Raw genomic sequence first — 22,888 nt, forward strand, 5'->3', positions numbered from 1 at the left:
GGAAACCTAAGGTCGGATCTTTTCCGCTGTCAATGAAAAAACCATTCTTGTTCCGATGCCAGGTGAGGGCAGCGCTGTGCTGACGGAAGCATGGCTGACATCGCGCAACGGCACGGGATCGAAGGTCTGGATCGCGGGCGCACCGCGCCGATGAGCCGGATGTTGCACATCCGTATGTCACCCGTCAGTATGGTTACGTGAATCATGCATTTCCCTGCGGGACGCTTCCTCTGGACTTCGTCGGTACGTTGCGCGCGCGACGCAACGGCGAGCCGCTGGAGAAGCTCGCCTCCCCCGAACTGCTCGACGACTGGTTCCTGGAATCAGGGATGCTCGATCTGGCACCCGGGGCGAGCGAGGCCGACCTCTCCCTCGCGGTGGACCTGCGTGAGGCGGTCTACTCCCTGGTGGCGGCCCGGATCGAACGGCGGCCGCTGCCTGCCGAAGCGGTCGCCGAGGTGAACCTGCAGGCGTCGGGTCTCCCCGTGACCGTGCGGCTCGGTCCCGACGGTGCGACCCGTACCGGCACGGTCGTCCAAGGACTCGCCGCCCTCGCCCGTGAGGCCGTCGAGATCATCGGCGGTGAAGAGGCCGCGCTGTTGCGTGAGTGTTCCCGTCCCGAGTGCACCCAGGTCTATCTCGACCGCTCGCGCGGCCACCGACGGGAGTGGTGCGCCATGCGAACCTGCGGCAACCGGGTCAAGGCCGCCGCCTACCGGGCACGCCAGCACAGCGCGAAGAGCTGACGCCGGGGGAGTGAACGGTTGTGACCGGTCCATCAGCCGACTCTCTCCGGGCGCGGTACGTCGAACAAGCCGAGTCCGATCTGACGGAGAACCGCCGCCGACAGCGCGAACTGGCCGAGAAGCTCAAGATGTTGAAGCAGGAGGAAGCCCTCCTGACGGACATCCTCAGGCTCGCCGCACGGAACGAGCAGGCGAACCCTTCTCCCACGCGGCTGCTCAGAGACGTCCTGGTCGAACTCCTCGGCACCCACGACCAGCCGCGGTCGGCGAAGGCTCTGTGTGACGAGCTGAAGGAGCGGCACCCGGACCGTTCGCCCACCCCGCAGGTCGTGCGCAGCGCCCTCGAATCACTCGTCGCGAAGGGGCGGGTCCGCCGCCACAAGCGGGAGCGGGCGGTGTCGTACTCCCTCGCGGAGCGTGCCACGGACTGACCTCCCCTGTCAGAGCCGGTCCGCGTCGACGACGGCCTGGGCGAAGGCCGTCGGTGCCTCCTGCGGCAGGTTGTGTCCGATGCCGGTCAGCGTCCGGTGTTCGTACTTGCCGGTGAACTTGTCGCGGTACATGGAACCGTTGCCGGGCAGGGTGAAGGGGTCCTTCTCGGGGTCGAGGGTGATGGCCGGCACCACGATGGGCGGTGCCGTGGCCAGCTTCTCCTCGTAGCGGTCGTAGCGGGGTTCGCCCTCGGCGACGCTGAGCCGCCAGCGGTAGTTGTGGATGACGACCGCGGCGTAGTCGGGGTTGTCGAAGGCGGCCGCGGTGCGCGCGAAGGTGGCGTCGCCGAAGTTCCAGGTCGGGGAGACGAGGTCCCAGACGAGCCGGGTCAACTGGAGGCGGTGGTCATGGTCCTCCATGGCCTTCTTGCCCCGCTCGGTGGCGAAGTAGAACTGGTACCACCACGTGTGCTCCGCTGCCGCCGGGAGCGGTTCGAGCTGGCCCTTGCGGTCGGTGACGAGGTAACCGCTCACCGAGACCAGGGCCTTGACGCGCTCGGGCCACAGCGCCGCGAGGATGTCGCCGGTGCGTGAGCCCCAGTCGAAGCCGGCGATCACCGCCTTGTGGATCTTGAGGGCGTCCATCAGCGCGATGATGTCCAGGGCGATCGCCGACTGCTGCCCGTTGCGGAAGGTGCGGGAGGACAGGAACCGAGTGGTGCCGTGTCCGCGGAGGTAGGGCACGATCACGCGATAGCCCTCGGCCGCCAGTAGGGGAGCGACGTCGACATAGCTGTGGATGTCGTACGGCCAGCCGTGCAGACAGATGACCACCGGGCCATGGGCGGGGCCCAGTTCGGCGTAACCGACCTCCAGCAGACCGGCCTTGACCTGTTTCAGCGAGGGGAACGAGGTGTGGGCGCCCGGAGCGGTCGAGAGGGCCGGCGCGGCGCTCGAAACCCCCTGCAGGCCGGCCAGTGAGGCGGCGGCCGCTCCCGTGCTCAGACCCATGGCTGCGTTGAAGGTACGCCTGCTGATCATCTGAAGCCTCCCGTGTATTGGAACAAGTTCCGTACGGCTGCCGCGAGTTCGACGGCAGGGCGACTCTGGCACAGCGTGTGTCACCTGTCAAAGCGGTTACGTAGTGAACTTGCTAACCGATTAGAGAGGTGATGTCTCTTGTGATCCCCTGCGTCACCTGTCAGAGTGGTTACGTGATCGAGGGCATCGACCGACGAAGAAGTGGAGTTCGGCCATGAACAAGGAACTGATGACGGACCCGGCCGCGTCGGCACGGCACGCGCGGTACGGCACGCTTCCCGAGCGCATCCGCTTCGAGGACATGACCGAAGAGGTGGAAGCCGGCCACGGCGGTGGGGCGGCTGCCTCGTACAACCTCGAGGGCTCCTGGAAGTACTACTCGTGCCTCGCCCTGGACCTCGGGCTGTAGGGGTCCGTTCGCCATGACAGGAAAACCAATGAGACGACTTCTGATCCTTCTCGCGGCCGGAGTACCGCTGGCGGCGGCTTTGTGCCTGCCGGCCGGCGCTTCCGCGGACCCCCGAGGCTCCGCCGCCGCCCCCTTCAACTGCTCGACTGCCTCCGTGCAGGCCCCGGCGGGCACCGAGGTGGAGTCCGTGACGGTGACCCGCCAGGCCGGCGGCACCGTGAACGGGACCGGGATTCTGGGCGGTTCGGTCTCCGGCGTACCGGCCTACTGCGAGGTGACCGTCACCCTCACCCATCCCGGCGACGGCGACCACGCCAAGGTGCGCACGTGGCTGCCCGTGCAGGGCTGGAACGGCCGTTTCCAGGCGCTCGGCGGGAGTGCCTACGCCGCCGGGGACAACGGCGTGGGCCTGGGAACGGCGGTCAAGAACGGCTATGCCGCCGCCACCACCGACGCGGGCGTGGGCGACGTCCTGGACACCGGCTGGGCGCTGACCAGCAAGGGACAGGTCGACACCGCGCTGCTGAAGAACTTCGCCGACCGCTCCCAGCACGAGATGGCGCTCGTCGGCAAGCAGGTCGTCGACGAGGTCTACGGCAAGGCCGCCTCCTACTCCTACTGGAACGGCTGCTCCACCGGCGGACGCCAGGGCTACATGGAGGCCCAGCGCCACCCGGACGACTTCGACGGCATTCTCGCCGACGCACCTGCTGTCAACTGGGACGAGTTCGAGGTCGCCACACTGTGGCCGCAGGTGGTGATGAACGAGGCGAAGACCCGCCCGGGCCTCTGTAAGCTCAACGCCTTCAACCAGGCAGCCCTCAAGGCCTGCGACAAGCTCGACGGCATCAACGACGGTCTGGTCTCCGACGCGGAGCGCTGCACCTACGATCCCCGCAGCCTGATCGGCACCAAGGTCGTGTGCGCAGGCAAGGAGGAGACCGTCACGGCAGCCGACGCAGCCGTGGTGCGCAAGATCTGGGACGGCCCGCGGACCACGTCGGGCAAGAGGCTGTGGTACGGACTCCCCATCGGCGCCGACTTCACGTATCTCGCGGGCGACGCCCCGTTCTCCGTCCCGGCCGCCTGGGTCGCGTCGTGGGTGAAGAAGCAGCCCTCCTTCGACACCTCGAAGCTGACGTACGACCAGTTCACCCAGGTGTTCAGGCAGTCCCAGGACGAGTACGGCAAGGTCATCGGCACGGACGACCCGGACCTGTCCGCGTTCCGTGACGCCGGAGGAAAGCTCCTCACCTACCACGGTCAGGCGGACCAGCTGATCCCCACTCAGGGCACCGTCGACTACCGCGAGCGCGCCGAACGGAAGCTGGGCGGCTCACACCGGGTCGACGACTTCTACCGGCTCTTCCTCGCTCCGGGCACCGCACACTGTGCACTCAAGGGTTCGGTGGACGACCTGGCGGCTCTGACCAAGTGGGTCGAGCAGGGCAAGGCACCCGCAACACTCACCGCCTCCCTCACCAACGCCTCCGGCCAGACGCTCACCCGCGACCTGTGCCGCTACCCCCTGATCTCCCACTACAAGGGTCAGGGCGACCCTGCCGACGCCGACAGCTTCCGCTGCGTCCCGCCGCACCGGCGCTGACCGGCGTAAGGCGTCTCGACCACTTTCCCAGCACATCCCGACACATCCCGACCCAAGATGAGGGACCCGTCATGGCAGTCAGCTACACAGCCGTCGTCAACGTCACCGGGGAGGGCCGCAACGGCGGCACCGTCCGCTCGGAGGACGGCCTCCTGGACCACAACCTGGCCATACCCAAGGAACTCGGCGGCGCGGGCAACGCCACCAACCCGGAACAACTCTTCGCCGCCGGCTGGGCGGCCTGCTTCCTCGGCGCCCTGCGCCGCGCGGCCGCCACTCGCAGGATCAAGCTCACCAGCACCGCCATCACCTCCGAGATCACGCTTACGCACGGCGACGACGGCGAGTTCACCCTCTCCGCCACGCTCAACCCCGTCCTCGGCGGCGTCGACGACTACACCGCCCGCGAACTCGCCGAGGCCGCCCACCAGATCTGCCCGTACTCCAAGGCCACCCGCGACAACATCCCCGTGACGATCAACGTGGCCACGACCTCCGAGAAGGGTGACGTGCAGTGAAGACCGACAAGGGTAAGAAGCGGGTGCCCGGACGGCGGTTCGCGACGGTTGCCGCCGCGACGGTCCTGGCGGGTGCCGTGGTCGGTCCCCTCGCCGTCACCGCGAACGGCGCATCCCGGCCTGCTGCGGAGGGCCGGCACGCCAGGCCGACCATCGTCCTGGAACACGGCGCCTTCGCCGACGGCTCCAGCTGGAACGGCGTGATGGAAAGGCTACAGGCCGACGGTTACCCGGTCGTCGCGGCAGCCAACCCGCTGCGCGGTCCGCACAGCGACGCGGCCGCCCTGCGCACCGTCCTCGACCACATCAAGGGCCCCAAGGTCCTCGTCGGCCACTCCTACGGCGGCTCGGTGACCAGCGAGGCCGCCGCCGGCGATCCCCAGGTGAAGGCACTGGTCTACGTCGCGGCCTTCCTCCCGGCGCCTGGCGAGAATGCCCTCGGTCTCACGAACAAGTACCCGGGCTCCACTCTCCCCGACGCCCTCGACCCCGTTCCCTCCACGAACGCCGACGGCACCACCGGAACCGACCTGTACATCAAGCAGGACAAGTTCCGACACCAGTTCGCCGCCGACGTCCCCGCGGACCAGGCCGCCCTGATGGCCGCCGCCCAACGGCCCATCGCCCAGGCCGCGCTGGAGGAGAAGGCCACCGTCGCCGCCTGGAAGGACAGGCCCGCCTGGGACATCGTCACCACCCAGGACCTCAACATCCCTGTCGCCGTGCAGCGCTTCATGGCCCGGCGCGCCCACGCCCACACCATCGAAGTCGCCGCTTCGCACTCGGTGGCCGTCTCACATCCCCGTCTCGTCGCCGATGTCATCGAAAAGGCGGCACGGGTCACGCGCTGAGGCCTTCGCTGCCGACGCGAGCACGCGGTTGCTCCGCCGGCCCTCTCGGCGGGCGGAGCAACCGGCAGGTCCCGTAGGCCCGTCCCCACATAGTGGTTGTCACGGCGCAATCTGCACCTTGCTGTGGTCGCCGAGGACGAATCGGTGGGAGGCGGGCTTGCGCGGCGCGGGAGTGACCTCGACGTTGCGGCCGATGAGGGAGGCTTCCACTCGCCGGACGCCGCTCACCGAGGAGTTGCGCAGCAGGATGGAGTACTCGATCTCACTGTCCTCGATCCGGCAGTCGCCGGCGATGGAGGTGAAGGGACCGACGTACGAGTCGGTGATCACGGTGTTCGCGCCGACGACGGCCGGGCCCACGATCCGGCTGCCGGTCACCTTCGCCCCCGGCTCGATCCGCACCCGGCCGATGATCTCGCTGTCGGCGTCGACCGTGCCGTCGATCCGGCGCTCCAGGGTCTCCAGCACGGAGCGGTTGACCTCAAGCATGTCGGTGACGTTCCCGGTGTCCTTCCAGTACCCGGAGATCGTCGTGGAGCGCACCTCACGTCCGGCGTCGATCAGCCACTGGACGGCATCCGTGATCTCCAGCTCGCCGCGAGGGGACGGCTTGATCGACCGTACGGCCTCATGGATCGCCGGGGTGAACAGATAGACGCCCACCAGGGCCAGCTCGCTCTTGGGATGCGCGGGCTTCTCCTCAAGGCCGGTCACCTGGCCCGACGCGTCCAGCTCGGCCACCCCGAACGCGGTCGGGTTCGGCACCTTCGTCAACAGGATCTGCGCCTCCGGCCGGTCCGCGCGGAAGGCGTCCACCAGATCTGTGATGCCACCGACGACGAAGTTGTCGCCGAGGTACATCACGAAGTCGTCCTCGCCGAGGAACTCACGGGCGATCAGCACCGCATGGGCCAGTCCCAGCGGCGCCGCCTGCGGGATGTAGGTGACGTCGATGCCGAACGCGGAACCGTCGCCGACCGCCTCCCGGATCTCCTCCGCGGTGTCCCCGACGACGATCCCGACCTGGGTGATGCCCGCCTCGGCGATCGCCTCCAGGCCGTAGAACAGCACCGGCTTGTTGGCGACCGGTACGAGTTGCTTTGCCGACGTATAGGTTATGGGGCGCAAACGGGTACCTGAACCACCGGATAACAAAAGTGCCTTCATAGGGGTGACCCTACTTACGCCGAACTCCCTGACGGGCGGTTTCGGTTGAGGACAGGCGCTGTTCGAGGAAGGAGACCACGGTCTGCCATGCGGGGGCCGGGGGGGTGTCCGGCGTGTGCGGTCTCCTCGTAGGCGCCCTCACGGGTTGCGTCGTCGCTGAGCATCGCGAAGTCCGTGCCGTGTCCGGCCTTCGGGAAGGACATCAGGCGGGCGTCGTCGCCCGCGGCCGCCAACTTGTCGTGGAGCAGGCGGCTTTGGTGGTGCGGCACGATGACGTCCTGCTCGCCGTGCAGGATCAGGAAGGGCGGGGTGCGCCCGATGCCGGTGTAGGTGAGCGGGTTGGCGGCGGCGACCTTGTCCGGACAGGCCGTGATGGGGCAGCCGAGCAGCCCGGACTCGGGGGACTGGGCGTCGGAGTGGCAGCCCGTCAGCCCGAAGCCCTCGTTGAACGCCTTGCCGTGGTCCGGCACGTGCGCGTCCATCTGCAGGAAGTCGGTCGGCGGGTAGAACGCCACGGCCGCCTGGACGGCGCTCGACGGGCCGCGCACACCGACGTCGCCCTCCAGTGCCGGAATGTCCCCGGTGACGGCGGCCATCGCCGTGGTCCAGCCGCCTGAGGAGTCACCCATGATCGCGACCCGGTCCGGGTCCAGGTGGTACGTCTTCGCGTTCGCGCGCAGCCGGCGGATGGCGCCCTTGATGTCGTACGGCTGGGCCGGGAACCGCGCCTGGCCGCTGGATCGGACGGCCACTCCCGCGACCGCGAAGTCGTGCGGGTTGAGCTGTGCGGCCACCTTGTCGGCGCCTCTGCGTCCGCTGTCCGCGAGCCAGCCCGAGCCGCGGGTGAAGATCACCAGCGGTGCCGGGTGCTCGGACCGGGGACGTAGAGGTCCAGCAGGTGGCCCTGGGTGCCGGGTGGTCGGGCGGGTGCGTAGGCGAGGTTCGTGGTGATCTGCACGGGCGTGTCCGTCCGGGCGGGGGAGGCCCGGTTCTTCCTTCTGTTCGTCTGGTGAATTGTGGTTCACTTGAGGCTGGCATGAGTCTCGGGTCGCACCCAGCGGGTGTCAATGGCGCGGAGCAGGGAATCCCCGGGCCCTTGATCTTGCGGCGACTAATTGATACTTCAAGTACATCTGGGTACGGAACGGAGACCGCCGAGCGGCGGCGCCTGAGGAGCCATCATGAGCAGTGCGGAGTTTCCAGAGGCCGACACCACGGCGGGCTCGGTGCGCGGCCGTCGCGAGGAGGGCCTTGCGGTCTTCCGCGGCATCCCGTATGCGCAGCCGCCGGTGGGCGAGGCCCGCTTCGCGGCGCCGCGACCGGCGGAGCGCTGGGACGGCGTCCGGGAGGCGTTCGCGTTCGGGCCGCCGCCTCCGCAGGAGCCGCTCGGACCCGACGCCGAGCCCGTCCGCGCCGTCCCTGCCGGTGACGACTGGCTGACGGTCAACGTCTGGACGCCGGAAGCGGACCCGGCGGCGCGACGGCCGGTGATGGTGTGGATCTACGGCGGCGCCTACAAGTTCGGCTCCGCCGACGACCCCGCCTACGACGCCGGTCGGCTCTCCCGGGACGGCGAGCTGGTCGTGGTGACCTTCAACTACCGCGTCGGCATGGAGGGGTTCGCACGGATCGAGGGGGCCCCGGCCAACCGGGGACTGCTCGACCAGGTGGCCGCACTGGAGTGGGTGCGCGACAACATCACCGCCTTCGGCGGCGACCCCGACCAGGTCACCGTCTTCGGCGAATCGGCCGGCGCTGGATCCATCGCCTCGCTGATGGCCATGCCACGCGCCCGGGGCCTGTTCCGGCGGGCCATCGCGCAGAGCGTGCCCGGCACGTTCTTCTCGGAGGCGCTGGCCGCGGACATCGCCCAGGCCGTCGCGGGTGAGCTGGGGCTGCGCCCGACGGTGGCCGACCTGTCCGGTGTGGAACCGCACAAACTGACCGAGGCGGGGGCCGCGTTGAGCGCCCGGATGCGCGAGTACCTGCACCGCTGGGGACCGGTCGCCCTCACCCCGACCCCGTATTCGCCCGTCGTCGACGGCGAGGTCCTCCCCACCACCCCATGGGAGGCGCTCGCGGGCGGATCCGCACGGGACATCGAGCTGATCACCGGGCACAACCGGGACGAGTTCCGGCTCTTTCTGCTGCTCGGCGGGCTGCTCGGCAGGGTGGACGACAACCTCGCATCGATGGCGCTGGGGCTGTTCGGTCCGACGCCGGACGCCGGGCAGGCCTACCGGGCCGCCTTCCCGGAGGCCTCCGCGGAGTCCCTGTTCGAACTCGTCCAGTCCGACTGGCTGTTCCGCATGCCCACGCTGCACCTCGCTCAGGCACAGGTGACGGGCGGCGGCCGGGCGCACCTGTACGAACTCACCTGGCCCGCCCCGGCGAACGGCGGCGCCCTGGGTGCCTGCCACGGCCTGGACGTGCCCCTGACCTTCGGCGTGTACGGCGGCCTGGGAGCCATGCTGATCGGACCCACCCCCGCACCCGGGACCGAGGAACTCTCCGCCCGTTTCCGCTCGGCCTGGACCACCTTCGCCACCACCGGCGACCCGGGCTGGCCCGCCTACGACAGCGAACGGCGCCTCGTCCAACTCCTCGATGCCGAACCCACGGTGGCCGCCTATCCCGAGGAAGCCTCCCGTCGGCTCTGGGAGCAGCACACGTTTGCTCCGCTGGGCCTGGCAACGCCGTGACGACGCCTTGAACTGACCGGGCTCGGACGAACCACCTCAACTCTCCTACTGAGGAGCGGAGTTCATGCACACTTATGGGTGCGTCTGAGCTTGGTTGTCGTCAGCGGGATCAGCGGCCGGAGGTTGTCCAGTGGCCATGGAAGACCCGAGCGATGCCTCATGGGCGCAGGTCCATGAGGGCATCGAGGCCGTGATCGCGCGCTGGGACGAGGCGCTGGCCCGCATCTCCGACGAGACGGCGGCACAGCGCACCGTCCGCGACCATCTCGTGGACTACGTGTTTCCGCAGGCCGGTGGCTCCCTCCAGGACGCCGCAGAGTTCCTGTTCCTGATCGTGCAGCGGTTGGCAGAACTGGAGCGGGCCGGTGACGCCCTCACCGTCCTCGAGTGGATCGCGGAGTTGTACGCCGGTCATGGCGATGCCGATGTGGCCGTGCCCGCGCTCATGGCTCTGACCGACGCGGCTGTGGCACTGGCAGAGCACGACAAGGGCCCAGGGCATGCCGTCGCGGTCCTGAACCGGGCGGCTGACCAGGTTGCCCCACAGGCGCACCTGGCGATTCAGCGAGCAGCGTGCCGAGCGCTCGCCCATGGAGCCCTCCTCATCGGCACGGCCCACGCTGCCGACGGGGACCGGGGTATCAGGGAGCAAGCCGAGCCGTGGCGCACGATCCTCGACCGCTGGTCGGGCAGCGGGGACGTGATTCTGCGCTGGCGGCTTGCCCAGGCCCACTTCCATATCGGTCTGTTCCACCTGCTGTTGGGAGAGGACACGTCGGCCGACGCCGGCTTCGCCGGCGCGGCAGCACAGGCGAACGGCCTCGCCGTCGACCCCGCCGTCGCCGGGGAGCTCGACACGGAGTACTTCGCCCGCGGCGAGTACGCCCGCCGTGTCCTTCGCGCCGTCGAACTCCCGGGCCATGCGGCGAACCTGACCGCAGAGCGGCTGATGAGGCCTGCCGCAAACCGGTGGGAGAGGGGACGCGAGCGGCATCAGGCGAAGGAACTCGTCCGCGCCGCGCAGCACAGGCACAGAAGGTCGGTCGGCGAAGTCAAGGCCTGGTGCTGTTGCGGACAGCCCTTTGCGCTGCTTCTGCGCAATTTCGGCCTGCTGGAGTGGACGGTCCGGCAGCCCGGGGCGGACTACGCGGGTGGACAAGGCTTCCACCAGGTTCAGACGTTCACCTATCAGCGTCGTGGCGATCACGTGGTGCGAGAGCTGGGGCACGAGGTCCCCATCGTGCAGGTGGCCGCCTCGAAATCGGCAGGACTCGAACTCGACTCCTGGCGATTCCACGGCGAGCCTCTGACCCAGGCCCAGCTGTACCTCTCGAACGACAGCTGGTTCGAGACGGTGACTCACCTGATCACCCTTGCGGAAACCATCATCATCTGGGCCGAGGGCATGACACCCGCACTCGCACAGGAGATGGCTGCCGTACGAGCCCAAGGACGCACCCAGGACGCGGTCGTCCTCATCGAGAAGCTGGACGACGACCCCGCCCAGCGGGCCCCGATCGCCTTCGCCCTGGCGCAGCAGATCGTCGGGGAGGACAGTGACAACTATGACGCGGTCCGGTCCTTGGCGGACGATCTGATGACACAGGTCAGAACGTCACGGGAGCAACTCACTCCTGAGTCCCCGGCCCTTGCCGCATTCCCGCATGTGGTGGACCTCCGCCAGGCCCCTGAGCCGGACAGCGCACAACACCCCGCCGTCCTGGCCAGGCGGCGGCATCACCAGGGGCTCGCGGAGCTTCCTTGGGACGAACGGAAGGCGCGTCTGTCGAGGCGACTCGGCATCTGACGGCGACTGTGGAGCCTACGGCAGTTGGGCGAGTTGCCGGTCGACGGCGTCCTGCGCGGCCGGGGACAGCAACGAGCCGGCCCGTTTGAGGAAGCCGTACAGCCCGGGGCCGTGCTGCGCGGCCAGTTCCGCGTTGTGTGCCAGTACGTCGAGTTCGTTGGCGGCCGTGATCTCGAGGAACGCTCTCAGGCGGGCAGGGGAGGGGTGGTGCTCGCGGCCGGTGAAGCGGTCGCGGAAGGCGACTGCCGCGGTGCCGTCGATCCGTGGGTAGACGGTGGCGCGGTCGCAGCCGGCGTACAGGTACACCAGCGCCTCCGCCGACTCACCGATCAGGGCGACGAGCGTCGCCCGTTCGGTGAGGGGGAGCAGTGTCGTGGCGAAGCCGTCGGTTCCGTACGTCGCGTGACAGAGTCCCGCCGTCTGCAGGGCGGGACCTGCTCCCCATTCGGCCAGCAACCGCTGAACCCGCAGCAGATGCTCCAGCAGCGTGCCGCCCGGATGAGGCAATTGGTCGGCTCCGTGGGCGCGCAGGAATTCCTCGATCGCTGCCTGAGTATTTCCCCCACTCGGGGGCTGTTGCCGGGCCCGTGGCATGGTCGGACGTCCTCTCACCAGTGGTGATCTCGCAACGAGGACCAGCCTATGGCCCGGTGTTCACCAGCTGATTCCGGCCGCCACCGGCAGGTGGTCGCTGCCGGTGGCCGGCAGCACCCACGAGCTCTGCGGCTTCACGCCGCGGACCAGGATCTGGTCGATCCGCGCCACCGGGAACTCCGCCGGCCAGCTGAAGCCGAAACCGTCCCCGGCCACCTCCTGCACTGAGCGCAACTGCGAGGTGAGGCCGGCGAACGCACGGTCGTCCGTGGTGCCGTTGAGATCGCCGAGCAGCACCACCCGCTTGCTCTTCTCCGCGGCGACGGCCTTGCCGAGAGCCTGCGCATTCCTGTCCCGCGAATCCGTCGCGAAGCCCGCTCGGGGATTCACCCGCGCGGATCCCAGGTGGGCCACATACACCGCCAGCGGACCGTGATGCGTGGCCACCGTGGTGCGCAGCGCCCGGTTGTAAGTCAGCTTCACGGCGGCCGGCTTGGTGGCCGCCAGCGGCCCGTAGTCCATCCCGATGTCGACCGGCCGGGTTTCCGAGATCGGCAGTTTGCTCCACAGCCCGACCGTGCCCAGCACCGTGTGGTACGGGTAGGCCTTCGCCAGCCCCTTCTCGTAGGCGCCCTGGGCCTGCGGGGTGATCTCCTCCAGCGCCAGCACGTCCGCGCCGGATGCGACGAGGTCGCGGGCCGTGCCGGCCGGGTCCGGGTTGTCGGCGCCGACGTTGTGGCCGGCCACGGTGAGGTAGCCGCCCGCGTGGGACTTGTCGCTGAGCATCCCGCCGAAGAGGTACAGCCACACGGTCCCCGGCAGCAGCAGCGCGGCCACCGCGGAGGCGGAGCGGCGCCAGAACGCCCCGACCAGCAGCGCCGGGATGAACACGCCGAACCACGGCAGGAAGGTCTCCACCAGGCTGCCGAGGTTCCCGACCCGGTTCGGGATCTCGGCGTGCAGCAGCATGAGCAGGCCGAGCAGCAGCGCCGACGCCGCGAGGACCGGGCCGCGCTTCCAGGGCTCGGGCCGGGACGCTCTACGGATCGCCTGCCGGATGGGCGGGCGCCAGGTGCCGGAGCCGGTGGTCCGGCGGCCGGCGCCGTCCTGCCCGGTCTCCGCCGCGTCCACCTGCGTCATCGTCTGTCCTCGCTCACTGCCGGTCACTGCTGCATCCTCGGGTCCTCGGTGGGGTCGGCATACATCCGCGGGCAGCCACGTTCGATCGCACTGGTCCGCAGCTCGTAATGCCAGGTTTCGTTCCGGTAGATCTGGCACAGCCCGTACTCGGCGCCGTGCCGGGCCAGCCACGCCGTCGCATCCGAACGCCCGAGGTCGACGGCGTCTCCCGTAACGTGCGGAGAGGACGCCGCGGTGGCCACCCATCGGGCGGCCTCGTTCTCGGATCCGTACTTGGCGACCGCCTGGCGAAGCAGCTGATTCTGGTACGCCGTTGAACGCCAGCCGCTGTTGACGTAGAACTCGACTCCGTCGTGCGCGGCAGCCGACGCCGCCCGGCGCAGTGCCTTGAGCAGATCCGGATCGAGCCTGGCCACAGCCGGAATCGTGTCGTTGAAGACCGTCACACCGTCGGGCACGATCCCGTCGGCCTCGCCCAGCGCACCACTGTGCTCACCGCGATGAGCATCCGAAGGTAATGCGGCCGACGGAGGCGAAAGCGACGAGGAGGACGAGGTCTTCGGCACCTGGTAGCCGAGAACTGTGGTGATCACCGCTATGACGACGATCAGGCCGACGACAAGCAGGCCGCGCATCCGGCGGTTCGTTGCGGGTGCCGATGGTGGGATCCGAGTCATACCACCAGTCAAGGCAGCAGGGTGTTGCCGGCACGTATGCGGTTTTCGATATACCGGCGATATGCGCCGACCCGAAGCGTAAATGACGTGCGGGTGCGGGCTGTTGAGGACGAACCTTGTCCGGCAGAAGCCATCGGGCAGGCACAGCGAACCTTCCCGCCTTCGGCCGTACGAGAGGTCCCTGTGCCGTTCTCTTCCGCCGCCGCATCCGATTCCGGTCGACGTGCTCCGTCAAGCCTGTGGCGGGACGGCGACTTCCGCCGGCTCTGGGTGGGTCAGACGGCCTCCCAACTGGGCGAGCAGGCAAGCCTGGTGGTCCTGCCGCTCTTCGCCGTGCTGACGCTCAACGCCGGCGCCGGCCAGTTGGGCGCGTTGCGCGCGGCGGGGCAGGCGCCGATCCTGCTGCTGTCGCTGTTCGTCGGGGCGTGGGTGGACAGGTGGCGGATCCGCACGGTGATGGTGCTGACGGACGCCGGTCGGGCCCTGGCACTGGGCGCCGCCGCCGTGGCGGCTCTCCTGGGATGGCTAGGCCTGTCGGCGCTGCTTGTGGTGGCCTTCGCCGTCGGAGCTCTGTCCGTTTTCTTCGACATGGCATACCAGGCGTCTTTGGTACGGCTGGTGGAACGCGATCAGTTGGTGCGGGGCAACAGCGCACTCGAAGGCAGCCGGTCCGCGGCGCAGATCGGCGGCCCCGCCCTCGGCGGCGCGCTGGTGTCCGCGCTGTCGGCGCCGGTCGCCGCCGCCTCCAGCGCAGTGTTCTTCGCCCTGTCGTTCCTGTCGATCCGACGGATGGGGCGCCGCGAATCGGTCCCGGAACGCTCGGAAGGCCCTCCTCGGCTCTGGCGGCGCATCCAGGAGGGTCTGCGCTTTGTCGCCGGAGAGGCCTTGCTGCGAACCGTGTGCCTCGCATCAGCCGCCTTCCAGTTCTTCTTCGCGGCGGCGATGACCGTCTATCTGCTGTTCCTGCCACGGGACCTGCACCTGTCGGGCGCCGCCGTCGGGCTCGTCCTCGCGGCGACCGGGCCGGGCGCGCTCCTGGGCTCGCTGCTGGCCGCCCGTCTACCGGGCCGCTTCGGATACGGCGCCGTGCTCGTGTCCGCGGCAGCGCTCGGCGACGGCGTGTTCCTGTTCGTGCCCGCGCTGCACGGGTCCTCGGTGGTGACGGTTGCCGCGCTCGTCGCGGTCAACCTCGTCTTCGGGACCTTCAGTCAGCTGGTGAATGTCACGGTCATGGCCGTCCGGCAGAGCGTCACTCCGGACGGGATGCAGGGCCGGGCGGCCGCGACGATCAACTTTGTCGGCATGGGGATGACCCCGCTCGGCTCACTGCTCGGCGGCTTTCTCGCGGAAGTGTGGGGCACGCACACCAGCCTTCTGGTGACCGCCGCAGGCATGCTGCTCTCGCCGGCCCTGATGGCCCTGTCGCCACTGGCCCGCCTGGGAGCGCCGGGCGCTCATGTCGTGGATGACGCTTGAGGACGACGTGGAGGGCGGAGAGGGATCAGCCGTCTCCGCCCTTCCGCCCGGCGGTGCGAGGCCTGCACGTCATGCCCACATGGCCGGTCGCGGACTACGCATGCCCGAACCAACTGCCGCCCCACACCGCCCGGGTTCCCGCAGGGCAGGTCAGACGGAAGTCCCACCGGCCGGAGTAGGAGCGCCGGAACTCATGGCGGCCGTCGGTGCAGTCCACATACACCGGGTACGTGTGGCTGTCGCAGGTCAGGTAGATGTTTCGGTTGCCGTCGGTGCGCCCATTGAAGCAAGCCACCCCGAGCTCGCTCTCCTCCGGAGACGAGGCGCGCTGCACGAAGTCGAGCAGCGAGTGCTCCAGTGGGGCGCTCTCCTGGATGGTTCGCCCGTCGACGTTGGTGGCCCGGGCCTGGGCATCGCCGGACGTGCCTGCAGCGCCGGCCGGCACGGACGCGCCGGCCAGCGCAGTGACAGCGATCGCCACGGTGGCTGCAACGTTCCTCATGGACGTCAAGTTCTCCTCCACAGAAGGGACAATGGGCTACAGATGCAACGGAAGGTAGCGAATTACTCCCGGCACCTCCAGCGAGACATCCACTGGAACGTCACTGGTTGACGCGCCCACACGCATCGTGTGGTTGACAGCGTGGTTCTTGTCCCGGTGATGTGGACGCTTTGTGGAGCGTGTGTCCGAAGAACTGTTATCCGAGACCCATCGACCGGTCTCCCAGATATCGGGCAGGAACGTTCGGCGTCGAGGACGGGACAGTTTTCATGGGTACACAGCGCACGGTGGAGCCGGCGGCACTGGTGGCCGCCGCCCGAGGGGGCGACCCGGAAGCTCAGGATGCCCTGGTCAGTGCGTACCTCCCGCTGGTCTACAACATCGTGGGGCGGGCGCTGAACGGCTCGGTCGACGTCGACGACGTGGTGCAGGAGACCATGCTGCGTGCCCTGGACGGGCTGGGCGGTCTGCGCACCCCCGAGAGTTTCCGTTCCTGGCTCGTGGCGATCACGATGAACGAGATCCGCAAGCACTGGCAGGACCGGCAGGTCGCCCCGGGGACCGTGGAGGAAGCCGAGGAACTCGCAGATCCGGGCGCCGACTTCGTGGACCTGACCCTCGTCCAGCTTCAGCTCTCCGGCCAGCGTCAGGAGACCGCGCGCGCCACTCGCTGGCTGGAGCCGGACGACCGGGGACTGCTGTCGCTGTGGTGGCTGGAGTGCGCCGGGGAGCTGACCCGGGCCGAGGTGGCTGCCGCCCTTGAGCTGTCACCGCAGCACACCGCGGTACGGGTGCAGCGGATGAAGGCGCAGCTGGAGGCGGCCCGCGTGGTGGTGCGGGCGCTCGACGCGCAGCCGCCGTGCCTGGAACTGGGCGGCATGCTGGGCACCTGGGACGGGCGGCCCTCGGCACTGTGGCGCAAACGAATAGCCCGGCACGCCCGTGGCTGCGGGCGGTGCTCCGGCCTGTGGAGCGGGCTGATGCCCGTGGAGGGTCTGCTGGCAGGGCTGGCACTGGTTGCCGCGGCGCCCTCGCTGCTCGCGGGCGTGCGCGCCGCCGACGGAGGGATGGCCGGGACCGGGATGACCGTGCCCGGCGCGGGACCCCGGCCCTCCGGCGGCTCCGTCAGCCGTACCGGATCGGGCCCGGGAGCCGGACACCGTGCCGCCCGCGGCCGGACGGGATCCCGAAGCGAGGTGCGCCGACGCCGGCGCAACCGGCGCCGGGCCGTCGGCGGTGCGGTCGTGGCGGCCTGTGTGGCGGGCGGCGGCCTCTGGTACTTCGGCACGGACCCCGGGCCCGGCAGTGAACGGGCGAGCGCCGAGCGGACCGCGGGCGCCCCCGTCGCCGACCTGTCGGAATCCGGTGCCGTCGAGACCTCTCCGTCAGCCTCCACGTCGCCGTCTCCGTCCGCGTCACCGAAGAAGAAGGCGAGCGCCTCCAAGAGCCCGCGGCCCGCGAAGAAGGACGCGCCGGCTCCCCGCCCGTCCGCTCGCCCCTCGCGGACGGCGACCAGCGCACCCGATGCGTCGCCGGCGCCGTCGGACACCGTCGCGCAGGTGGTCGCGCTGGTGAACAAGGAACGGGCGGCCAACGGCTGCGGCGCGCTCACCGAGGACCCCCAACTGGAGAAGGCCGCGCAGGGCCACTCCGACGACATGGCCGCCCGCAACTTCTTCGACCACACCAATCCGGACGGCGCCGACCCCGGCCAGCGCATCACCGCCGCGGGCTACAAGTGGTCCACGTACGGGGAGAACATCGCCCAGGGCCAGCAGACGCCGCAGGCGGTGATGGAGTCCTGGATGAACAGCCCCGGCCACCGCGCCAACATCCTCAACTGCTCGTTCAAGGACATCGGCGTGGGCGTCCACAAGGGGTCGGGCGGGCCGTGGTGGACCCAGGACTTCGGCGCCAAGCTCTGACGTGGGAGAGGCCGTTGCCCGGCCGGTGCTCAGCGCACCGGGAAGCCGAAGGAGTACCCCTGCTGCTTCAGCCAGGGCAGGATTTCGCGCAGGGCGGCCACCGTCTGGGAACGGTCTCCGCCGGCGTCGTGGAAGAGGATCGTCGGGCCGTTGGACAGCTCGTTCTTGACGGTGGTGATGATGGCGGTGGTGCCGGGGCGTTCGAAGTCCTTGGAGTCCACGTTCCAGCCCAGTGGCCGCATCCCCTGCGAGGCGGCGAGGTGCCTGCTGTAGGGGGTGAAGGCACCGCCCGGGGCCCGGTAGTACAGCGGCCGGACGCCCCCGGAGGCCTTGGTGATCATGCCGGCTGCGTCCAGGATCTCCTGGGACTGATAGGAGTCGGGCTTCTTGTCCATGGTGGTGTCGTGCGACACCGTGTGGTCGCACAGCCGGTGCCCGGCCGCCACCACCGCCTTGACCAGGTCGGGGTGCGCCTGGGCCTGAGTGCCGACCATGCAGAAGGTGGCCTTCACACCGTTGTCCTTCAGCACCTGAAGGACCTGCGGTGTCCAGACCGGGTCCGGCCCGTCGTCAATGGTGATGTTGACACCCCGGGCGCCCGCGTCCGAGGCATGGACGATGCTCACCGCCACCGGGGTCGTCCGTCCGGCGCCGGCCGCCGCCGAGGAGGGGTGCGCCGAGGCGCCCGAGTGCTGCCCGCTGAAGGGGCCGGCCTGCGCGGTCCACACCGAGGTGGCCGCCGCCACCGCCGTCACCCCGACCGCCGCCGCGAATACCCGGCCGTACCATCCCCGCCCGCCATGCCGCGCCATGTCTGCCCCGCCCTTGTCATCCCAGTGGTTCTTGTGCACCTGTCAGGACGGCGAAAGGTTGCTCCGGGATCCGTCTGTTACTGATCACGGACAATTCCGCGGGAGTTCCGGGACGCACGACCCGCACTTAGGCGCGGAACAGGGGCGACGCCTCCGCCGGACAGCCGGTTCTTCAACACCCGGGCGGAGCCGGCTCGGCCGATCGGCCGATGCCGCGGGCGACAGCTGCGACTGCGTCGGGGCAGGCCTGATGTCCGGTCGGGCCGTCCCATCCCTGAACGGAGTCGTGACTCCCATGACCGCTGCTGTCGAACTCCGGTGGGCCGTGGGCTTCGTGGTGCTGCCGGACGCCGAACTCGACCGTGCCGAACTCGAGGTGCGGATGTCGAAGCGCGGCTCGGTGAGTGTGAAGGTGGACTACTCGCCGTGGCTGCGCGCCGAAGGCGGCTGTCTGCGAAAGCAGGGCGAGTTCACCCGGCTCACCGTCAACGAGTCGGGTGTGTACCGGATTTCCTCCGAATACCTGGCCGCAGTCGACAGCGCCGAACCGTCCTCGCCTCGCCTCCGCTGACGGCCAATGGTGACCGCCGCTGTAGAACGCTCCCTCAGGCGGCCGGCCGTATCAGCCCGGACTCGTAGGCGAAGGCCACCGCCTGGACGCGGGCGCGGGCGCCGATCTTGGCGAGGATGTGGCTGACGTGGGATTTGACGGTGGTGGGGGCGATGGACAGCCGTACGGCGATCTCGGTGTTGGACCAGCCGGAGGCGACGGCCGTCAGGACGTCGCGTTCGCGTTCGGTGAGGGTGTTCAGTCCGGACTCCCGCCCGGCGGGGCGGTCGGCCGGCTGTTCGCGGACCGCGTCGATGAGCGCACGGGTCAGGGCCGGGGTGATCGCCGCGTCTCCGGCGGCCACCACGCGGATGGCCGCGGTCAGTTCGTCCGGGGCGGCGTCCGTGAGGAGGAATCCGGCTGCCCCGGCGCGCAGGGCCGCGTAGGCATGCCTCTCGTGCGGGGTCGAGGTCAGGACCAGGACGCGGGGAGGGGGCCCGCCGGCCGTTGCGGCCTCGGGGGCCGGGAGGAACCGCGGGAGGTGCGCGGGGCGTGCGATGCGCCGGATGGCTTCGATGTCGTCCGTACCGGCGAGGCGGCTGTCCAACAGGACGACGTCCGGACGGAGCGCGGAACACATGCCGACCGCCCGGGCTGCGCTCGCCGCTTCGCCGACCACGGTCAGGTCGGGCTCTGCAGCCAGGAGCATGCGCAGTCCGACGCGTTGCAGGGACTGGTCGTTGACGATGAGTACGGAGACCATGTCTGTCCTTCCCGCCTCTAAACGAAACGGTTTCGTTCACTTGGAGATCAGAGTAGCTCTCTCGGCTAGCGAAACGGCATCGTTCTCCTTATGGTCTGGGTCACATCTCTCGACCGTCGTGGACGGACGTTGCTTCCCGGGGAACGGTCAGGGTTCGCGGTGCTCGTGCGCCGCCTGTTCCAGCGCCTCCGCCTCGGCCTCGGCCAGCCGCTGCTCGGCCGCCACGTCGATCGAACGGGTCAGCAGCCAGTAGAGCGCCGCGGCGACCGGCAGGCCGATGAACAGCGAGATGTCGGCTCCGTCGAGCGCGTCGGCGACGGGGCCCGTATAGAGGGTGCCGACGGAGAAGAAGGGGATCATCACGGCGAAGCCCACCAGGTAGGCGATGATGCCGTGCCAGCCCCAACGTCCGTAGATTCCACGGGGGTTGAAGATCTCGGCGATGGCGTAGTGGCCGCGGCGCACCACGTAGTAGTCCATCAGGTTGACCGCGGTCCACGGGATGAACAGATAGAGCACCAGCAGCAGGAAGTTGTTGAAGTTCTCGAGGAAGTTGGAGGTCGCGGCCAGCGCGCCGACCAGGGAGAGCGCCGCGGTCAGCCCGATGGTCACCAGCCGCACGCCGAGCGTCGGCCGCACCCGCCGGATCGAGTCGATGGCGCTGATCAGGGTCAGCGAGCCGCCGTACATGTTCAGCGCGGTCACGGAGACCAGACCCAGGACGGCGAAGAGCAGCACGATCGCGCCGAACCCGCTGAAGACCTTGTCGCCGGCCGCGTTGATCGACCTGATCGTCTCGAAGTCCTTGCCCGCCCACGCGGCGAGCAGCGCCCCGAGGACCATCAGCCAGATGCCGCCCAGCGCCGAACCGAAGTAGGTCCAGTAGAAGGTCTTGCGGACGGTCACGCCCGGCGGGAGGTAGCGCGAGTAGTCCGAGACATAGATGGCCCAGCTGATCTGGTAGCCGGCTACCACCCCGAACTGCGCGAGGAACGGCGTGGCCTTGAAGGCGCCGAGGTCGAAGGAGCCCGCCGGGTAGTGCAGCGTGACCAGGACACCCACGGTGAAGATCCCGAAGACGACCAGGAAGGAGTACGTCAGGAACTGCTCGGCCTTGTGGATGACGTCGTAGCCCACGAGCGCGATCACCAGGGCGACGGCGGTGACCACGACCACCCACAGCTTGACGCCGCCGTGCACCGTGGTGTGCATCGCCTCACCGGCGAGGATGGTGTTGAAGACGTTGAAGCCCGCGTACTGCACATAGGCGAACAGCCACACCAGCAGGGCGCCCACATAGCCGAACTGGGGCCGCGACTGGATCATCTGCGGGAGGCCCAGCTGCGGGCCCTGGGCCGAGTGGAAGGCCATGAAGAAGGTACCGAGGACGGTGCCCGCCACGATCGCGATCAGCGACCAGATGAGGTTGCCGCCCTCGGTGATGCTGATCAGACCCACCGCGAGCGTGGCGATCTGCGCGTTCGACATGAACCACAGAGGGCCCAGATGCCACAGCTTGCCGTGGCGCTCGTCCAGCGGGACGTAGTCGATGGAGCGGATCTCCAGGCCTGACACCCGCGGTTCCGACGAAGTGGTCACGGCGCCTCCAGAGTGATGATCCGCCCCTGTGGCCGGATTCATTCCCCGGAGGCGTCCGGTCAAGCGGTCATTGCCGACCCTTGACCGGACGGTTCACCGAGGTCAGGCCGCCGGGCTCGGGAAGGTCGGGTACTCCACCCCGGAGACGTGCTGGACGACACGGATGACCTGGCAGGAGTAGCCGAACTCGTTGTCGTACCAGAGGTAGAGGATGGCGTTGTCGCCGTCCACCTTGGTGGCGCCCGCATCGATGATCGAGGCGTGGCGCGAGCCGATGAAGTCGCTGGAGACCGCGTCGGGAGCGGTGGTGAAGTCGATCTGGCGCCTCAGCGGCGAGGTCAGCGACACATTGCGCAGGTGGTCGAGGACCTCCTCGCGGTCGGTCTCGCGGCCGAGCCGCAGGCTGAGGATCGCGATCGAGACGTCCGGCACCGGGACGCGGATCGAGCTGCCGGTGATGGGCGCCTTGAGGTCCGGCAGCGCCTTCGCTACGGCGGAGGCGGCACCGGTCTCGGTGATCACCATGTTCAGCGGCGCGGAACGGCCGCGGCGGTCGGCCTTGTGGTAATTGTCCAGCAGGTTCTGGTCGTTGGTGAACGAGTGGACGGTCTCCACATGGCCGCGCAGCACACCGAACTCGTCGTCCATCGCCTTCAGCGGCGGCACGATCGCGTTGGTGGTGCAGGACGCGCAGGACAGGATCTGCTCGTCCGGCTTGATCGTGTCGTGGTTGACGCCGTGCACGATGTTCGGGACGTCGCCCTTGCCCGGCGCGGTCAGCACGACCTTGTCGATGCCGGGGCGCAGGTGCTCGGAGAGGCCCTCGCGGTCGCGCCACTTGCCGGTGTTGTCGATCAGGATGGCGTTGCTGATGCCGTACGCCGTGTAGTCGACCTCGGACGGGTCGTTCGCGTAGATCACCTTGATCGCGTTGCCGTTGGCGAAGATCGTGCTGCTCGCCTCGTCCACGGTGATCGTGCCCTGGAACTGGCCATGGATGGAGTCCCGGCGCAGCAGCGAGGCCCGCTTGACGATGTCCTGCTCGCCGCCGCCGCGCACGACGATCGCGCGCAGCCTGAGACCGTTGCCGGAGCCCGCCTTCTCGATCAGCAGACGGGCCACCAGACGGCCGATGCGGCCGAAGCCGTACAGGACGACGTCACGGCCCTCGCCGCGCTCGATCTTGTTGGCGCCCGTGGCACCCGCGACGGCCTCGGCGGTGAAAGCCTCCACGGACAGACCGCGGTCGTCGCTCTTGTACGTCGCCGCCAGCATGCCGATGTCGATCTGCGAGGGACCGAGGTCGAGCGCGGTGAGCGCCTCCAGGAACGGCAGTGTCTCGGTGACCGAGAGCTCCTCGCCGGCGATCTGCCGGGCGAACCGGTGCGTCTTCAGGATGCTGACCACCGACTTGTTCACCAAGGAGCGGCTGTGCAGCAGGACCGTCACGTCCCGCTCGCGGTGCAGCTTCCCGATGATCGGGATCATCGACTCCGCGATCTCCTCGCGGGTCTTCCAGTTGGTGAACGAGTCGTCGTTGACAGTCACAGATCCATCTTTCGAGCTAGGCGG

General features: G+C 69.1%; 21 protein-coding genes and 1 pseudogene. 11 read left to right on the forward strand and 11 right to left on the reverse strand.

The genetic code is table 11. The features are described from left to right. Positions 1 to 197: 197 nt before the first annotated feature. Positions 198 to 746 (forward strand): CGNR zinc finger domain-containing protein, encoded by a 549-nt coding sequence (locus IH68_RS0100290; RefSeq protein WP_030926626.1) that lies wholly within the window; start codon positions 198 to 200, stop codon positions 744 to 746. 20 nt (positions 747 to 766) lie between these two features. Further along, entirely contained in the window at positions 767 to 1,177 is a 411-nt protein-coding gene (locus IH68_RS0100295; protein WP_030926630.1) for a hypothetical protein, read from the forward strand. 9 nt (positions 1,178 to 1,186) lie between these two features. On the opposite strand, the gene IH68_RS0100300 is transcribed toward IH68_RS0100295, so the two are convergent. Then, entirely contained in the window at positions 1,187 to 2,218 is a 1,032-nt protein-coding gene (locus IH68_RS0100300; protein ID WP_030926632.1) for an alpha/beta hydrolase, read from the reverse strand. A 214-nt stretch (positions 2,219 to 2,432) separates the two neighbouring features. Between IH68_RS0100300 and IH68_RS0100305 the strand changes: the two genes are divergently transcribed. The 4 genes from IH68_RS0100305 to IH68_RS0100320 all read left to right on the forward strand — a co-directional run bounded on the left by IH68_RS0100305 (position 2,433) and on the right by IH68_RS0100320 (position 5,602). Next, complete coding sequence (locus IH68_RS0100305; RefSeq protein ID WP_030926634.1) at positions 2,433 to 2,627, forward strand: hypothetical protein; 195 nt, start codon at positions 2,433 to 2,435, stop codon at positions 2,625 to 2,627. Between the two features lie 28 nt (positions 2,628 to 2,655). Next, the gene (locus tag IH68_RS0100310; RefSeq protein WP_030926636.1) at positions 2,656 to 4,233 is read left to right on the forward strand and encodes a tannase/feruloyl esterase family alpha/beta hydrolase; all 1,578 of its coding nucleotides are present in this window, start codon (positions 2,656 to 2,658) and stop codon (positions 4,231 to 4,233) included. 71 nt (positions 4,234 to 4,304) lie between these two features. Then, positions 4,305 to 4,751, forward strand: coding sequence for an Ohr family peroxiredoxin (locus IH68_RS0100315; protein WP_030926638.1), 447 nt, complete (start codon positions 4,305 to 4,307; stop codon positions 4,749 to 4,751). Beyond that, a complete protein-coding gene (locus IH68_RS0100320; protein ID WP_420718964.1) occupies positions 4,748 to 5,602 on the forward strand; it encodes an alpha/beta fold hydrolase in 855 nt (284 codons plus the stop codon). The genes IH68_RS0100315 and IH68_RS0100320 overlap by 4 nt, the downstream gene beginning before the upstream one ends. A gap of 99 nt (positions 5,603 to 5,701) precedes the next feature. Here IH68_RS0100320 and IH68_RS0100325 read toward each other — a convergent pair whose 3' ends face one another. Beyond that, positions 5,702 to 6,769: a glucose-1-phosphate thymidylyltransferase gene (locus tag IH68_RS0100325; RefSeq protein ID WP_030926642.1), complete on the reverse strand. Its 1,068-nt coding sequence runs from the start codon at positions 6,767 to 6,769 to the stop codon at positions 5,702 to 5,704. 14 nt (positions 6,770 to 6,783) lie between these two features. After that, positions 6,784 to 7,623: an alpha/beta hydrolase gene (locus IH68_RS49380; RefSeq protein WP_051833005.1), complete on the reverse strand. Its 840-nt coding sequence runs from the start codon at positions 7,621 to 7,623 to the stop codon at positions 6,784 to 6,786. Between the two features lie 327 nt (positions 7,624 to 7,950). Between IH68_RS49380 and IH68_RS0100335 the strand changes: the two genes are divergently transcribed. Together IH68_RS0100335 and IH68_RS0100340 are read left to right on the forward strand one after the other, a co-directional pair. Then, positions 7,951 to 9,471, forward strand: a complete 1,521-nt coding sequence (locus tag IH68_RS0100335) for a carboxylesterase/lipase family protein (RefSeq protein ID WP_030926645.1) — start codon at positions 7,951 to 7,953, stop codon at positions 9,469 to 9,471. A gap of 136 nt (positions 9,472 to 9,607) precedes the next feature. Then, entirely contained in the window at positions 9,608 to 11,278 is a 1,671-nt protein-coding gene (locus tag IH68_RS0100340) for a hypothetical protein (RefSeq protein WP_159403624.1), read from the forward strand. A 15-nt stretch (positions 11,279 to 11,293) separates the two neighbouring features. On the opposite strand, the gene IH68_RS0100345 is transcribed toward IH68_RS0100340, so the two are convergent. The 3 genes from IH68_RS0100345 to IH68_RS0100355 are packed head-to-tail and all read right to left on the reverse strand — an operon-like array spanning position 11,294 to position 13,647. Further along, entirely contained in the window at positions 11,294 to 11,872 is a 579-nt protein-coding gene (locus IH68_RS0100345; RefSeq protein WP_051833009.1) for a DUF6817 domain-containing protein, read from the reverse strand. Positions 11,873 to 11,932: 60 nt separating this feature from the next. Further along, on the reverse strand, positions 11,933 to 13,012 hold the full coding sequence (locus IH68_RS0100350) for an endonuclease/exonuclease/phosphatase family protein (RefSeq protein WP_030926652.1): 1,080 nt from the start codon (positions 13,010 to 13,012) through the stop codon (positions 11,933 to 11,935). Positions 13,013 to 13,035: 23 nt separating this feature from the next. Next, entirely contained in the window at positions 13,036 to 13,647 is a 612-nt protein-coding gene (locus IH68_RS0100355; protein ID WP_051833011.1) for a M15 family metallopeptidase, read from the reverse strand. Between the two features lie 225 nt (positions 13,648 to 13,872). On the opposite strand from IH68_RS0100355, the gene IH68_RS0100360 reads away from it, so the two are divergent. Next, positions 13,873 to 15,165: an MFS transporter gene (locus tag IH68_RS0100360; RefSeq protein ID WP_030926656.1), complete on the forward strand. Its 1,293-nt coding sequence runs from the start codon at positions 13,873 to 13,875 to the stop codon at positions 15,163 to 15,165. A 94-nt stretch (positions 15,166 to 15,259) separates the two neighbouring features. Here IH68_RS0100360 and IH68_RS0100365 read toward each other — a convergent pair whose 3' ends face one another. Next, complete coding sequence (locus IH68_RS0100365) at positions 15,260 to 15,667, reverse strand: hypothetical protein (RefSeq protein WP_030926659.1); 408 nt, start codon at positions 15,665 to 15,667, stop codon at positions 15,260 to 15,262. 269 nt (positions 15,668 to 15,936) lie between these two features. On the opposite strand from IH68_RS0100365, the gene IH68_RS0100370 reads away from it, so the two are divergent. Continuing rightward, positions 15,937 to 17,592 carry a sigma-70 family RNA polymerase sigma factor gene (locus tag IH68_RS0100370; RefSeq protein ID WP_030926661.1) on the forward strand — a complete coding sequence of 552 codons (1,656 nt, stop codon included), beginning with the start codon at positions 15,937 to 15,939 and terminating at the stop codon, positions 17,590 to 17,592. 29 nt (positions 17,593 to 17,621) lie between these two features. Here IH68_RS0100370 and IH68_RS0100375 read toward each other — a convergent pair whose 3' ends face one another. Beyond that, complete coding sequence (locus tag IH68_RS0100375; RefSeq protein ID WP_030926664.1) at positions 17,622 to 18,404, reverse strand: polysaccharide deacetylase family protein; 783 nt, start codon at positions 18,402 to 18,404, stop codon at positions 17,622 to 17,624. A gap of 364 nt (positions 18,405 to 18,768) precedes the next feature. Between IH68_RS0100375 and IH68_RS0100380 the strand changes: the two are divergent. Continuing rightward, a pseudogene (locus IH68_RS0100380) lies at positions 18,769 to 18,975 on the forward strand (hypothetical protein); the annotation flags it as partial. Positions 18,976 to 19,009: 34 nt separating this feature from the next. On the opposite strand, the gene IH68_RS0100385 reads toward IH68_RS0100380, so the two are convergent. The 3 genes from IH68_RS0100385 to IH68_RS0100395 form a co-directional block, all read right to left on the reverse strand. Further along, on the reverse strand, positions 19,010 to 19,717 hold the full coding sequence (locus tag IH68_RS0100385; protein WP_030926668.1) for a LuxR C-terminal-related transcriptional regulator: 708 nt from the start codon (positions 19,715 to 19,717) through the stop codon (positions 19,010 to 19,012). A 147-nt stretch (positions 19,718 to 19,864) separates the two neighbouring features. Further along, positions 19,865 to 21,316, reverse strand: a complete 1,452-nt coding sequence (locus IH68_RS0100390) for a purine-cytosine permease family protein (RefSeq protein WP_030926670.1) — start codon at positions 21,314 to 21,316, stop codon at positions 19,865 to 19,867. A 102-nt stretch (positions 21,317 to 21,418) separates the two neighbouring features. Next, complete coding sequence (locus IH68_RS0100395; protein ID WP_030926674.1) at positions 21,419 to 22,864, reverse strand: glyceraldehyde-3-phosphate dehydrogenase; 1,446 nt, start codon at positions 22,862 to 22,864, stop codon at positions 21,419 to 21,421. Positions 22,865 to 22,888 lie beyond the last annotated feature (24 nt).

This window comes from Streptomyces sp. NRRL S-646 (assembly GCF_000720765.1).
Lineage (GTDB): Bacteria > Actinomycetota > Actinomycetes > Streptomycetales > Streptomycetaceae > Streptomyces.